Consider the following 14,581-nt stretch of genomic DNA (forward strand, 5'->3'; position numbering starts at 1 on the left):
GATCGATATTCGAGGGCGTTATGAGTTGGGATAATTATAATAAATTATAGATAATAAAACTAAGTTAGGGTGAAAAAAATGAGGAAACTAAATTCAAAATTTAATACAAATTTTGTATCAGAAGAAGGAGCCTTTTTGCAAAATAAAGATTATTTTGCATTTATAGAATTAGATGATTATGCATGTTATGTCATAGCGGATGGAATAGATGAAGATAAAGAATTAGAAAGTGCCAAAATAGCAGTAACATCGTTTATAAAAGACTTTACAGAAAAGCCTACTATGAACAAATTTACAATAAGAAAGTATTTAAATAACGCAAGTAATGAATTAATAGCAAGTAGTAGAAATGTAAGATTAAAAGCATCAATGACAGTTGTTGTTACTAATTATAGTAAATTGATTTATTCAGTTGTTGGAAATACGAGATTTTATTTATTTAAAGATGGATATTTAAAATTAAAAAGTAAAGATGAATCTGTAACCCAAGAGTTAGCAGATAAAAATATGCTTCCTTTAGATAAAATATCAAAACATATTGAGAGAAATAATCTTACATCGTACTTAGGAGAAAGCAGTCTAAGTAAACCATATGTATCAAAGAAATTTAAACTTGGAGATGGGGATGTTTTTGCACTTCTTACAAAAGGTGTATGGGAAAATTGTGATGCAAAGGAAATAGAAGATGCTTTAGAAGGCGCAAAGGAACCAAAGGATGTAGTTGATAGTATAGAAGATATGATTCTATCAAAACAATCAAAGGAACTGGAAAATTATACTTTAGGATTAACGTTTGTAGAGAAAGCGTATATAAATCCTGAAAGGAAAAAATTAATAAAGAAAGTGATAATAGCTACAATAGTAGTACTTTTAATTATAGCTATTATAGTAGCTTATTTAATTATTAAAAATAATGAGAAAAAAGACAATATTGCAGCTATGGGTGAAGCTAAACAAAACGCTGAGCAGTATATAAAAAATGAGAATATTGAAAAGGCAACAGAAGAATATAAAAAAGCTTTAGATATAGCTAAAAAGTACAAGCTTAAAGATGATACTGAAGCTTTAGATGAAGATTATAAGTATACTGAAATAATCGTAGCTGGGGATAAAGATTTAGAGGGTAAGAAATATGATGATGCCCTAGACCAATATATACTTGCATTAGAAAAATCAGGAGATGCTGAAAATATAGGAAGTGGATATATCCTTAAAAAAATAGATATAGTTAAAAATTGTATAAATGTTTCAGATTTATTAACCTTAGCAGATAAACAAGTAGAAGATGGAATGCCAGCTGAAGCGGAAGCAAATTACTTAGAAGCTAAAAGATTATCGTTAAATTATTATTTAAAAGATGAAAAGAAAGAAGCCATGGATAAACTTCAAAAAATATATGATCAAAAAGCAGCTGATGGTAAAGATAAAAAAGCAGTGGAAGATAAAGCTTCAGCAGATAAAAAAGAATCAGATGCAGATCAAAAGAAGACAACAGAAGAAGCCGCAAAAAAGGCTGAAGAAGAAAAGAAGGCTGCTGAAGAAAAATTAAATAAAGCTATAGATCTTAGAAAAAATGGAGATTTAAATTATACAAAAGGGGACTATGTAAGTGCAAAAATGTATTATGCATTAGCTAAGGAAGCTTTTGAAGAAATAAATTCCCATAGTTTAGCTGATGAATTGGTAGAAAAAATAGCACTTATGGATACCAAAATAACTGAAGTGGCAGATAAAAAGGGAGAAGCAGATAAATATGTAGAAGAAGCCAATAAGAGATATATATCAGGTGATACTAATTCTGCAAAGGTATTATATCTTTTAGCAAAAGATATATATAGTAATTTAGGATACACAGATGACGTGTCAAAAGTAGATGAAAAACTGAAGGCAATAGAACAGTCTACTTCTAAACAAAGCACTTCAGAGGCAATTGCTTCCACAAAAAATAATTAGTATACGTAGGTGATGAAATGGATAATAAAATTTATGAGAAGTTAAGTGGAATAAAAGATTTAGAAGACAGAATATCACTGAAAAAAATAATGAATAGTGTATTTGCATCACTAGAGCAATATTCAGAAGATAGCTTTAATGAATTAGAAGAAAGAGTATTTAATGAATTACCATATGTAAAAGAAAAATATAATATTTATTCAACAATAATAAGAAGAAATGATATAGATCCAACTGATGAATTCTTATACCCCATGCTATTGGAAGATTTAGAAGAGAAATCATATGATACCATAGAAATTTTAAAAGCCATCGAAAAAAAAGAACATAAAAATATGTTTAAGGTTTTCTTTAAGTGTGATTATTTAGTTTTTAAGGAACTGATTAGTAGTGAGATTAGGATAAAAGGAACTATAGAAACAAATAAAAAAGTTCATGAGGCAGAGTTTAAAGTAGTTAAAAATAAACAATATGCAGACAAAGTGAGTAAATTATATAAAAGTTTTATAAATAGTAATATTAGTTGGACAACAATTAATAATCCATATATTCATAAGATTGCAGATGTTGTTCTAATAGGATGTAAAGATAAGATTGAAGCTGATGAAAGTGTGATTAAAATTGAAGTAGATTTTGAAAAGTATAATCAGCATGTAGAATATGATATGGTACCACTTTGGAATGTAAAAGAATTAAGAATTAAATGCAATGGATTTCCAATGCCATGTATGGAGAAAGTTGATTATGAACATAATATTTCAATTGTAAAAGAAGGTCAGAAAAATGGATATTTGGTTGATGAGGAAAACGTGGATATTAATAAGGTCACATTTACAAAGGAATCAGTGATAATATCTTCAGATACAGATGGAAGTGTATTATGGAATTTATGGTGTGTTACCTCATATGAGAAAAGAAAATCACAAAAATATGAATACGAGCTTATGACAAATGAGGTTAATATAAATTTTTCTAACAAATTATCATTTGAAAAATCATATACAATAAAGACTAAAACGGAGCTTGCACGAGTTATAAATTCATTTAAAGCATCTAATTACTTTAAATTTAAGGATGTTAAGTTAGAAAAAAAACATTCAAAAAGACTTAAGCAGACTTATGATATAAATGACTTTATAATAGATGAAATAAGAGATGATAATATAAAAAAGGTTCTTATTTTACATTTTGAACCAGTAGATAAAGACAACTATTTAAATAAAGACATTTTAAGTTTTTTAGTATCGGAAGTTCAATTGATTTATCCAGAGTATGAATGTGAAGGAAGATTACTATGAATTATATTTGGGATATGTTATTAAAAGCAGATAAACAGAAAATTCATAGAAAAAATATAAAATTCGTAAAAGCTAAAATATGCAGTCCTTATATGGAAATTGCTTTTAATGAGCTAAATGCTACATCATTACCAGAAGATAATATTGTAGAGATAAATGAATGCTATAGGTTTTATGAAATTTTTAAGGATTTATTTAACATTAATATTGAAGAAAGTAGAGAACTTAGGGAAGTGCTTTTAGATATATTATTGCATTATTTAGCGGAATTAGATCTTAAAAAAGGACTATGCAAAGCAGAATTTCATAAGAAATTTTTAATGAAGGATATATTAAATAAAGTATTTGGAGAAGAACTTGGGAGGAATATAAATTACTTTGAGAAAGAAGAACGTGAGACGTTTCTAAATGGACTTATTACTTTGTATAAGACAGGAGTATCAATTCAATTATTTAATAAGGTTTTAAGGAAAGTTTTTAAAAATAGCATAGTTTATTCAAATAAAGAAAAACCAAAAAACATGTACATTTATCTAGGTGAAGTAGAGACAAAAGAGCTCAAAAATAAAATTGATGTTATATTAGATACATTTCTATCCATAGATATGAAACCATTAATATTTTGGAATCAACATTTTGGGATTTTAGGACTTGATAATACTATGAGAAATGATGAAATAGTTATGGTCGAGTAAAAGTAACTAAGAATATAGGGGGATAAGATGAGTTTATATTCATACAGACTACATAAGGATAATGAACAAGAAAAGAGAAGACCTAAATATAAAGAAAAAGATATAAGACTCATGACTACATTTCAATTAAGAGAAATATGTAATAAGGAAAAGCTAGTTAAGAGTATAATTAATCCTCTTGATAAAGAAGAACTTATAAGGCTCATAATGAAATATAGAGGTGAAAAAGACAGCAGACTTATAAACTATTATATGGTTGGTGGAATTGAGAGAATTGAAAGATTTTTTAGGAGAAGTAAAAAAAACATAAGCGAGAGTATAAACATTGACTATCCTGGTAAAATAATGATTTATGAGAATCTAGCTATTGATGTTAATGATAATTATGTTTTAAATAGTCGTGAAAATTTGGAAGAGGGCAATGTGCTTTTAGTGGATAATAATTTTCAGATTTGCAGTATATTCACTATAAAAAGAATAAAGCAAAATAATAAGGATAAGTATTTTTTAATAAAGAATGAGAATGTAGAGGTAAGGGAGTCACAAAGCAAACATTATAATCTTTTATTTTTTTCAGAAAAAGAATCAGAGCTTCTTTATGATATTTATGAAGGCGATGTAATTGAAGTAGATTATTCTATAACATTCAATTCTTTACCTCTACTACAATTTGAAGTAAGACCATTGAAAGAGACAACAATGCCGCTAGCAATTGATTTTGGAACATCAAATACAACTGCTGGTATTTATATAGATAGAGAAATATTCCCAGGATTAAACGAAAATTTAATTGAAAATCAAGAGTATGCAGATTATGAGGATGATAAAGTTAAATTCGTTAAAATAATTGATGAAAGTAAAGAAAATGCAGAAATAACACCTCTTATACCAAGTGTTGTAGGAGTTAATCATATAAAAGAAGACAAGATAGAATATATCTTTGGCTATGATGCAATGATGGAATCAAAAAAGAGATATATAGATGATGGACTTACCATATTTTATGATATAAAGAGATGGATAAGTGATTTTGAAAAGAGTGAAAAGGTAATAGATGTTAATGAAAGAACTACCTTTATAAAAAGGAAGGATATCATAAAAGCTTATTTGGAATATGTTATATCGCTCGCACAGCAAAGATTTAAATGTAAATTCAAGAATATTTACATATCTTGTCCATCAAAGCAAAAATACAAATTCCATACTTTGTTTAAGGATATTTTAAGTGATTACACAGTTAAAAGTGAAAATATATTAGAAGAAAGTGTGGCTGTACTTTATAATACAATTTCGGAATTAATGGAAAGAAAGAAATATGTTCAAGGAGAATGGTATAAAGCTCTTATTATAGATTGCGGAGGGGGAACTACAGATCTTTCAGGCTGTAGCTTTAGTATATCTAATGGTAGAGTTTCTTATAAGTTAGACATAGAGACATCTTATGAAAATGGTGATACTGATTTTGGTGGAAATAATCTTACTTTTAGAATAATGCAGTTTATAAAGATTTTAATGGCTAATTCTTTAAGCAAGTCAAATCAAAACATAAATAAAGTTATAATAGATGAATTTAAAATTGATATATTCAGATTTGTAGATAAGTCTGGAGTAAATGAATTATATGAGACTTTAAGTGAAGAATATGAAAGAGCAGAAGAAATCATTCCTACAAAGTTTCAATTATATGAAACTAGAAGCAAAGAAGATTATTGCAAGGTAAGAAGTAATTATTATTTTTTGTTTGATTTAGCAGAAGAAGTTAAAAAAATATTCTTTGCAAATCCGGATATTTTAAAAGTTATGTTGGCACCAAGTGATATTAAAAATTCAGAGGAGAATACAATAGCCTTTGATAAGTGGAAATTATCATATGTGAATAAGGGAACATTGCAAGGGGTAAAAGAAGCACCAAGTATTTCTTTAAGTATCTATGAGATAACAACATTAATAAAAGGTGATGTTTACAATATAATAAAGAAGTTTTTAGAAAAACTTTATGAAAATGATGAGCTCTATGATTATTCTCTTATTAAGTTAACAGGACAATCCTGTAAGGTTGAGATATTTAAGGATGCTTTAAAAGAGTTTATGCCTGGAAGAATAATAGAAGTTAATAAGAGTAAAAAGGAATCCAAAGAAGAATATGAATTAAAGCTAACTTGCCTTAAGGGAGCATTAAAGTATTTATATGCTAGAAACTTTGGATATGCAGATATAACAATACAAAGCAAAGCACCAACCCTTCCATATCTTGTAACAGCGTATACTCATACAGGGGAACAAAAGGTATTAATTAAAGGTAAGGAAAAAGTGCGAGGATTTATATCAAGATTTATGGATAGAATTCTTTTGAAACTATACTTAAAAGATAGTAATGACAATGTAAAATATGAATACAACTATCAATTTAATGAAGAAGAATTAGAAAAAACAGATGCAAAAACCATAGGAGATATGTACCCTAATATAATTCAACATGAAACAGATAATATAGAAAATAGTGAAGTGAAATTCTTTGTATGGTCAGAAGAAGAACTTTGGGGATTTTATGTACTTGCTGTTTTAAGAAAAGATGAAGAATTATATATGGGAAAAGCGAAGTTCTTCTATTTTGAAAATGATAAATGGGAGAGAAACTTCTTCGATGGGCTTAAATAGGTTCATTGGAGACCACCGAAATAGAGGTCATGCATTTGTTCCAGTTATTGAGGAGTTTGTTGGGTGTTTCTAACATCAGAAGTTGTACCCAATATGCTTGCTTCAAAGGCAAGCTTTGAACAAGCATATTGGAACAACTTCTAATGAAGAAACACAGCCAACAAACTCCTCTAATATAACATTCCACAAAAGCAGGACCTCTATTTCTAGTTTATCAATGAACTTGGAGTACTTATTATATATTATGATTTTGGGTTTGCTAGGGTGAAATTTCTAAGCCATATATGGGGAAGAATACTACCATAAATATTCTGAAGAATATTACCATATATATTCTTCAGAATATGCTTATAGAATGCGAGTTGAGGGAGTTTTGATGAAGAGGAGGTAATAAATATGTTCGAAAATAATTATCCGCTTTTTAATAGTGGGCGACTTTTGAAAATAGATATGTTAGAAGAGCTTAGAGATTTTCCAAGGGAATTTTTAGATGCAAGGTTAAAAGAATATTCTAATGGAGTAATTTCTGGATGTGATATAGAGGTAATTGATGGTTTTATAACTATAAACAAGGGAATAATGAAGCATCAAGATACGCTGTATCTTTTAAAGAAAGAAAACAAAATCCAATATGAATGTAATAATAAACTAATGATTTTAAAAGTGAAATTTTTACCATCAGTAGAGGATAAGGATTTTAGAAAAAATTCTACAGAAATTAATTTAAATGAAAATTTTGCTTTAGAAAATAATGAAATTGAAATTTGTAGATTTAAGTTACGAATTGGTGCAAAGCTTAGAATTAATCATGTGGATTTCAATGATCTATGCACAGAATACGATACAGTAAACACAATTTATTCACCTTATGCAGCTTATGGGGAAAGTAGCTTAAATCCCGAGATTCTAAGAAGATTTGGAAGAGAATTATTGCAATGTAATTTAAGCGAAGCTTGGGATATATCATTTGGAATGACTTGTGTTCAAAGTAAGGAAGCTATTCAAAAAGAAATAATAGTTAGTTATTTAGTATATAAATTAAATGTTGAAATAAAGGATTATTCAAATGAAGAAGTTTATTACTACCTTTTAGAAGTATTAGATTCTGCAAAAAATGGAGCTAGGGGAAATAGTCATAAAGAAAGCGGACGATATAAAAAGATATTGATAGATTAAAAGAAAAAGAAAGGAAGATGTAATTATGAAAGAAGATTTTATAGCATATGACAACTTAAGGGTATCACCATATGAATTTAAGTTCATAAAGGACATGAATATAGAAAATGACATAAACAATCATGCAATTATAAAAATTACTGGTATTTTAGATGACGAAATGAAAGATAGTTATGTACAAAATACAGATGAAGAAACGCTTATTGAAGTATTCTATGAAAAAGAGGAAGCACATTTTTCTTTATTTAACGGAATTGTTACAAAAATAAAAGTAAATATAATAAATTATGTATACACGATATCTATAGAAGCTCAGAGTCTTGATTATCAAATGGATATTTTGAAGAAAAAAAGAGATTTTCAAAATGTAAATATGACCACTCATGAATTAATAAATGAAGTAATGAAAGTATATCCAAGTGCTAAGTATGACATGAATATTGTAGATGAACCTATAGGAGAATTTATACTTCAATATGATGAGACGGATTACGAATTTTTGAAACGTATAGTGTCTCGGTATCATGAAAGCCTTATAAGCGCAATAGAATTTCAGGATATTCATTTGTTTTTAGGTACTCCGGAAATACAGATAGAGCCAAAAACAGAAATTATAAATTATACAATTTCAAAAGCTATTGATGAGTACAATGATGTAAAAAGTAATGATGTAGAGAATGTATTAGAAACAGATTTTGTTACTTATAAAATAAAAACTCAAGAAATCTTAAATTTAGGTGAGAACCTTAATTTTATTGGTCATAAATTTTATGTTAAAAAAGCAATTTATACAATGGACGAAGGTAAATTAGAAAATATATATGAATTAAGAGCAAGGGGCGGTCTTAGATCAAAGCGTTTATATAATATGAATGTTATAGGAATATCTATTAATGGGTCAATATTAGAAGTTACAAGAGATAGAGTTAAGGTTAATTTAGAGATTAGCAAAAATTTAAATAAATCAGAAGCTTATTGGTTCCCATATGCAACAGTGGCAGCATCACCAGATGGTGGTGGTTGGTATTGCATGCCGGAAGTAGGAGAAAAAATAAGGCTAGATTGTCCAACTAAGGATGAAAGCAAAGCATTTGCTGTAAACGCAATAGATACACATGAAGCAAAAGAAGGGTCTGCGGCAAAAGAAGATAGAATGTCTAATCCAGATAATAAATCTTTAAAGACAGATGCAGGTAAAGAAGTTAAATTCACACCAAATGGGATACTCATAGAATGTGATGGTGGACAAGCATCTATGAAGTTAAATAATAATGGAAGTGTAGATGTAGTAGGACAAAAAAATATAAATATTGCTTGTGCTCAAAAACTTTCTTTAAGAGCTGAAAATGAAATGACAATCAGTGCACAGAAGAGCGTAGATATTTTATGTGAATCTGGAAGTAATCTTATATTGTCAGAGGGCGATGAAATTTTAGTTAATGGAACTAGAGTTCATAATAATGGTTAATAAAAAATAAAAGTTAGAAAATAAATACTTAGAAAATTATTTAATAAGTGTTGACAGTATAAAATGATTGATTTAAAATGCCCACAATATAACAATATAACAATATAACAATATAACAATATAACAATATAACAATATAACAATATAACAATATAACAATATAACAATATAACAATATAACAATATAACAATATAACAATATAACAATATAACAATATAACAATATATAGTTATAATCAGGGTTTAGAGCTGTTTTATATTTGAGTCTAAAATAAATTTAACTAAAAATAGAAAGTGAGATTGATTTGTCATGGATAATATAGATGAAAAAATAGCAAAGTTAAAAATGCAGCAGAGAATTGAAAAAGAAAAGGAATTAAAAAAAGAATCTGATGAAGAAAATTTAGCTTCTGAAGAAAAAGAAGAAATTACGCTTGAAGAAGTAATGAAACAAATTACTGAAGGTTCTTTATATATAAATAATACTAATTTTAAGTTTGTAAGAAAAGCATTTTTAAATGGAAAGTTAGAAATTCCAATGCCACTATCATATTTTGAAGAAAGAGTAAACACTAAGACCAATACTACATTAATAAACGACAATAATGGTGTTAGTTTTACTCTAGCATATGTAGAGAAAGGGGCTCAAAAGCAAAGCTTTGCTAAGTTCAAAAAAGGTATGGAAAAAAACTTTAAGGATATGGAGCTTTACTTAGAATGGATAGAAGAAGGCGAAATGGGGGAAGGTTCTTCAAAAATATCCTATGGAACTTACAAGACTCCAACAGGAAGAGGGCAAATCCATAATTTGATTTTTTATAGAGAGCATAAAGGAACATTGATAATTGGGAATTACAATTGCTTTGATAGAGATATAAAAACATGGGAGCTTTTAATAAAAGCAAGCATAATGCTTATTAAAATTAAATCATAAATAATAGATACCCACAGTGGAACTCATACTTATGCGTATAACGCACCGAAATTGAATAAATGTTTATTCCAGCGGACTAAGAAAATTTCGCTGGAAGCCACTAAATGTCAGGTTGCACCCATTACAGTTTGCTCCAAATGTAAAATTTGGACAAACTATAATGGAACAACCTGCCATTAAGTAGCTTCAACAGCTTATTTTCTAATGCCGCTTTCACAAACATTTATCCAATTTCTCTGTTTAGATACGTTCCTAAGTATAGTAAATGTTGAATATAATACCAAGTATAACTAAAACTTCAGGAGTGGGTATCTATAAGTAAAGTAGAAGAACGTGATTCAAAAAGGAGGGAACATATAAAAATGGAAGGAAATCAAATTGTTGAAGCTATTAATTATGAAAAAATTAGAGTTAATGGCTACAATCTAGAATCAATTAAAAGTTTGAAAATAGAAACTAATATAAATGAACATGCTGTTTTAAAGCTAACTGGAATTTTAAAAAATGAATCTAAAGATAAGGATGTTAATTTAACAACGGATAATAAAACTATAGAAGTTTATTATGTAGAAAATGAAAGTACAACATTGTTTAATGGAGTTGTTACTAAGATAGAGATAAATGTAGAACTTGATATATATACGTTAAATATTGAGGCGAAAAGTATGTCTTATCTGATGGACATAAAATTAAAATCTAAATCTTTTCAAAACACATCTATGACAACTCATAATCTTGTAAGTTCTATAATGCAAAATTATAGTGGTTCTAACTACATTTTAAACATACCTGATGAGGAAGTAAAAGAATTACTTATACAATATGAGGAAACAGACTGGGAATTTTTAAAGAGGATAGCATCTAAATATAATCAAGGTTTATTTCCTACTATGGATGGTAAGGCTATACAATTCATTATGGAAGTACCAGAGCAGCCTAAAGAATTAAAATCAGAAAATATTAATTATAAAATATATAAAAATTTAGATAATTATAATTATATGCTTCAAAATTATCTGCAGGATGCAAGTGAAGTAGATTATATGACATATGAAATAGAAAATTATGAAATATTAAAGCTTGGAGAAAACATACAATTTCAAGGGCAAGCTTTTTATGTATATGAAGGAATTTATGAAATAAAAAATGGTATCTTAACAAATACGTATAAGTTAAGAGTGAAAAATGGATTAAGGCAGAAAAGAATATTTAATACAAAAGTTATAGGAAGCTCAATTGATGGGAAGATTATACAAGTTCAAAGTGATCTTGTGAGGATTCATTTAGAGATAGATGAGACTCAAGACGAAGGAACAGCTTATTGGTTTAAATTTTCTACTATGTCAGCATCAACTGACGGCAGTGGATGGTATTGTATGCCTGAAATAGGGGATAGTGTTAGAGCATATTTTCCAACGAAAGATGAAGACGAATCTTTTGCAGTTAGTGCAGTAAGTGGATATGAGCAAGGGGCAGGTGAAGCAGAAGATAGAATGGGAAATCCAGATGATAAATATTTGAGAACAGCTAATGATAAGCAAGTAAAGCTCACACCTAATGGAATTTTTATTTCCTGTGATAGTGGACAAGCTGAAATGAGTCTCACAAGTGATGGAACACTTAGTATTACAAGCCAAAATAATATAAATATTAATGCAACAGAAAATATTAAAATTGAAGCGCAAAAAAGTTTTTTAGTAAGTGCAAAACAAGGAGTAAATTTTGCCTGCGATAAAGGCGGCGGATTAGTATTTGATAATTCAGGACAAATACAAGAAAAAGGTACACAAGTTAATAATAACTAGGGTATCATGGTAAACATTTATTCCAAACATAATAAATTTAAAAAGTATGAGTCCTAATGTGCGAAAGAAGGGATTTTTATGAATAGAGAAGAGTCAATAGAAGAATTTAAAGAAAAAGTGGTAAAAAGTTTAGCAGAAGAAAGTAAATTAATTCTTCAAAAAAATTTTAATGATAATAAAGAAAAAGTTAGAGAGTTAATAATAGAAGGTATTAAAAGTTTAATAAAAAGAGCAAAGGAATCTGAAGAAGAGGAACATGAGAATAAAATAGCAGTTTTTCAATTTGAGCTCCTTAGAATTAATATTGTAAATGAATCTTATAAGATATTAATTCATGGCTATAATTCATTGTGGTATTTAGATGCGCATTCTATATATGAAGAAATAGATCTAAGCTTTTTATTTGAGCCTTTTATTAAGCTTAAGCAAACATTAGTAAAAGAAAAAAGAATTTATATGGGCAAAGTTAATGATTATGATATTCAAAAAATAATATTTGAACTTGTAACAGAATGTTATAGGAATATGTCTGAATCCGCACGAACTTGGCTTTGGAATTTAGATGAAGAAGAATGGATGAAGGAAAGTGGAGTAGAAAATTTTTATACAGTAAAGTGGAGTGAATATCAAGGGAAAAGCGAAACTATTTTTGCCATGGATAATAGAGAAAAAAATATAAAGGAACTTTTAGAATTAAAAAAACAGCCTGAAGAAAAGTTACCTTTTGTATATACTGTTTGGAAAAATAGTGAACTCGAAGATGGTGATTTAACAAAACAAAATATGTTATTTATAAATTTTAAAGGAAGTAAACTCAAAAATATAGATTTTTCAGAAAGTGACATAATAAGAGGTCAATTTAAGGATGCAAAAGTAAAAAGATGTATATTTATAAATGCAAGAGTAATAGTGACATCCTTTGAAAATTCTGAAATTGAAGATTCTGATTTTAGTAATGCAGAGTGCACTGGCATAGATTTTAGAAAATGCGAGCTTAGATATGTTGATTTCTCAAATGCTAATCTTAAAAATTCCAATTTTACAAATGCAAAGTTTAAAAATGTATCTTTTGAAGGAGCAAATTTAGAAGATGCCATATTTAGTTCTAAGGACATACCGTTTATTAATTTAACTTCGGAACAACTTCAAACTATTTATATAGATGGAGGCGAAGAAATATGAAGTACTTTGTTTTAAAGCAAGATAGAAATCTTGAAAATGCAATTGAAATAGAAGATTTTAATAATAGTCAAAAGATGATTTTGCTAAAAGAAGATGAAGAGAAATATAAAGATTGTACAAATGTACCTATAAAAGGAAAAAACAGCGGCATTTATCCAGATTTTATACAAGCACCTGTATTATTAATATCTGATGATTTGCATAAGATATTCAAATTATATGAAAATACAATAATATATAAAATTGCTGTATTCACAAATCTAGAGTTAAAAAAGCAAAAAGTGTATAGATTAGTGTTACCAGAATTATTAGATGCATTAAGTGAGAAGGCTATTTATTTTAAAAATGGTTGGATAGATAAGATTGTTTTGGATTCTAAGAAAATAGGAGATTACAATATTTTTCAAATTAAAGCAGGGGTAGATTATTATTTTATAGTATCTCTTGATGTAGTAGAAAGCATGTTAAAAAGAGGGACATTTACTGGGGTTAAATTTGAGGAAGTTGAGGTGAAGTAAACTTATGGCTCAAGAAAGTATGCAAAATAGTTATAAATTAAATCCGGGAGAAGTAGAAGAACAACTCGCAAATTCAAGTTCAGTTTCAAGCTCGAGTTCTGAAAGTCTTTTTTCAGATGAAAGCGATAAGGCAATGCAAGACAAGTATGGAGGAGAGCTTGGTGCAACAATTGCAACTGAAGTTGAAGGTCTGGTAGATCGAAAAGTTGATAATATTAAAAATGATATAGAGACAGTAAAGAAAGTAAAATCTGACTACGATGAGGGACAAGCATTACTACAACTACCTCTTGAAGAGCGATTAGCAGCGATAGATAAAAAGAGAACAGAAGAAAAACAAAATGCAAAAGATGAGGCGGCAAAAGCAGAACAAGCAGAACAAGCAGAAAAAGATAGAATTGAAAATCTAAAAAAACAGTATATAGTTAATGCAGCTATTATTGAATGCAGTTGTTCTCCAGATAGAAGTTATGTTGTAATACCAGTAAGTCATGGTCAATATATAAATGATATTGCACAACTTAATGTTAAAGATTGTGTTCCAGATACAAATATAATAAGTTTTAAAGTTTGTCAAAGTCCATCAAATCCTAGCGTACAAGAGGCTGCTAAAGAAGTGTTAAAAAAAGCGCAAGATAGAAAGAAAGGTTTTTTTGATAGAGTTATGGATTTGTTTGGAGCAGCTAAAGAAGTAGATAAAATAGATGACGAATTAGTAAAACAATGCGCAGGTGTATGTAAATGTGCTATAGATGGAGATTTATCGTGGATAGATGGAGAGGAAACAGTTATTGTTGATGGTAAACCTGCATTACTTGGAAGATGTACAACTATGTGTGTTTTTGGAGGAACAATTAAATTCTATACATGTGGACAAGAAAAATAGATGAAAAT

The 14,581-nt window shown here is 28.3% G+C and carries 11 protein-coding genes; all 11 read left to right on the plus strand.

The window, feature by feature from the left end; genetic code table 11:
- Positions 1-78: 78 nt before the first annotated feature.
- The 11 genes from psyc5s11_RS06445 to psyc5s11_RS06495 all read left to right on the plus strand — a co-directional run bounded on the left by psyc5s11_RS06445 (position 79) and on the right by psyc5s11_RS06495 (position 14,573).
- A complete protein-coding gene (locus psyc5s11_RS06445) occupies positions 79-1,953 on the plus strand; it encodes a PP2C family protein-serine/threonine phosphatase (protein WP_224036795.1) in 1,875 nt (624 codons plus the stop codon).
- A 17-nt stretch (positions 1,954-1,970) separates the two neighbouring features.
- The gene (locus tag psyc5s11_RS06450; protein ID WP_224036796.1) at positions 1,971-3,251 is read left to right on the plus strand and encodes a normocyte-binding protein; all 1,281 of its coding nucleotides are present in this window, start codon (positions 1,971-1,973) and stop codon (positions 3,249-3,251) included.
- Complete coding sequence (locus psyc5s11_RS06455) at positions 3,248-3,946, plus strand: hypothetical protein (RefSeq protein WP_224036797.1); 699 nt, start codon at positions 3,248-3,250, stop codon at positions 3,944-3,946. Before psyc5s11_RS06450 ends, psyc5s11_RS06455 begins: the two co-directional genes overlap by 4 nt.
- 27 nt (positions 3,947-3,973) lie before the next feature.
- Positions 3,974-6,604: an Hsp70 family protein gene (locus psyc5s11_RS06460; RefSeq protein WP_224036798.1), complete on the plus strand. Its 2,631-nt coding sequence runs from the start codon at positions 3,974-3,976 to the stop codon at positions 6,602-6,604.
- A 396-nt stretch (positions 6,605-7,000) separates the two neighbouring features.
- A complete protein-coding gene (locus tag psyc5s11_RS06465) occupies positions 7,001-7,780 on the plus strand; it encodes a hypothetical protein (protein WP_224036799.1) in 780 nt (259 codons plus the stop codon).
- Positions 7,781-7,805: 25 nt separating this feature from the next.
- Entirely contained in the window at positions 7,806-9,248 is a 1,443-nt protein-coding gene (locus psyc5s11_RS06470; protein WP_224036800.1) for a type VI secretion system Vgr family protein, read from the plus strand.
- A gap of 310 nt (positions 9,249-9,558) precedes the next feature.
- Positions 9,559-10,182, plus strand: a complete 624-nt coding sequence (locus tag psyc5s11_RS06475; RefSeq protein WP_224036801.1) for a hypothetical protein — start codon at positions 9,559-9,561, stop codon at positions 10,180-10,182.
- Between the two features lie 362 nt (positions 10,183-10,544).
- Entirely contained in the window at positions 10,545-11,987 is a 1,443-nt protein-coding gene (locus psyc5s11_RS06480) for a phage baseplate assembly protein V (protein ID WP_224036802.1), read from the plus strand.
- Positions 11,988-12,065: 78 nt separating this feature from the next.
- Positions 12,066-13,169 (plus strand): pentapeptide repeat-containing protein, encoded by a 1,104-nt coding sequence (locus tag psyc5s11_RS06485; protein ID WP_224036803.1) that lies wholly within the window; start codon positions 12,066-12,068, stop codon positions 13,167-13,169.
- Positions 13,166-13,687: a hypothetical protein gene (locus psyc5s11_RS06490; RefSeq protein WP_224036804.1), complete on the plus strand. Its 522-nt coding sequence runs from the start codon at positions 13,166-13,168 to the stop codon at positions 13,685-13,687. Before psyc5s11_RS06485 ends, psyc5s11_RS06490 begins: the two co-directional genes overlap by 4 nt.
- Positions 13,688-13,691: 4 nt before the next feature.
- Complete coding sequence (locus psyc5s11_RS06495; RefSeq protein ID WP_224036805.1) at positions 13,692-14,573, plus strand: DUF4280 domain-containing protein; 882 nt, start codon at positions 13,692-13,694, stop codon at positions 14,571-14,573.
- Positions 14,574-14,581 lie beyond the last annotated feature (8 nt).

It is taken from the genome of Clostridium gelidum (assembly GCF_019977655.1).
Lineage (GTDB): Bacteria > Bacillota > Clostridia > Clostridiales > Clostridiaceae > Clostridium > Clostridium gelidum.

Bases quoted from the DNA above. Each gene is read 5' to 3' on its own strand.
- psyc5s11_RS06445 (WP_224036795.1), top strand. From the start codon at position 79: ATGAGGAAACTAAATTCAAAATTTAATACAAATTTTGTATCAGAAGAA.
- psyc5s11_RS06450 (WP_224036796.1), top strand. From the start codon at position 1,971: ATGGATAATAAAATTTATGAGAAGTTAAGTGGAATAAAAGATTTAGAA.
- psyc5s11_RS06455 (WP_224036797.1), top strand. From the start codon at position 3,248: ATGAATTATATTTGGGATATGTTATTAAAAGCAGATAAACAGAAAATT.
- psyc5s11_RS06460 (WP_224036798.1), top strand. From the start codon at position 3,974: ATGAGTTTATATTCATACAGACTACATAAGGATAATGAACAAGAAAAG.
- psyc5s11_RS06465 (WP_224036799.1), top strand. From the start codon at position 7,001: ATGTTCGAAAATAATTATCCGCTTTTTAATAGTGGGCGACTTTTGAAA.
- psyc5s11_RS06470 (WP_224036800.1), top strand. From the start codon at position 7,806: ATGAAAGAAGATTTTATAGCATATGACAACTTAAGGGTATCACCATAT.
- psyc5s11_RS06475 (WP_224036801.1), top strand. From the start codon at position 9,559: ATGGATAATATAGATGAAAAAATAGCAAAGTTAAAAATGCAGCAGAGA.
- psyc5s11_RS06480 (WP_224036802.1), top strand. From the start codon at position 10,545: ATGGAAGGAAATCAAATTGTTGAAGCTATTAATTATGAAAAAATTAGA.
- psyc5s11_RS06485 (WP_224036803.1), top strand. From the start codon at position 12,066: ATGAATAGAGAAGAGTCAATAGAAGAATTTAAAGAAAAAGTGGTAAAA.
- psyc5s11_RS06490 (WP_224036804.1), top strand. From the start codon at position 13,166: ATGAAGTACTTTGTTTTAAAGCAAGATAGAAATCTTGAAAATGCAATT.
- psyc5s11_RS06495 (WP_224036805.1), top strand. From the start codon at position 13,692: ATGGCTCAAGAAAGTATGCAAAATAGTTATAAATTAAATCCGGGAGAA.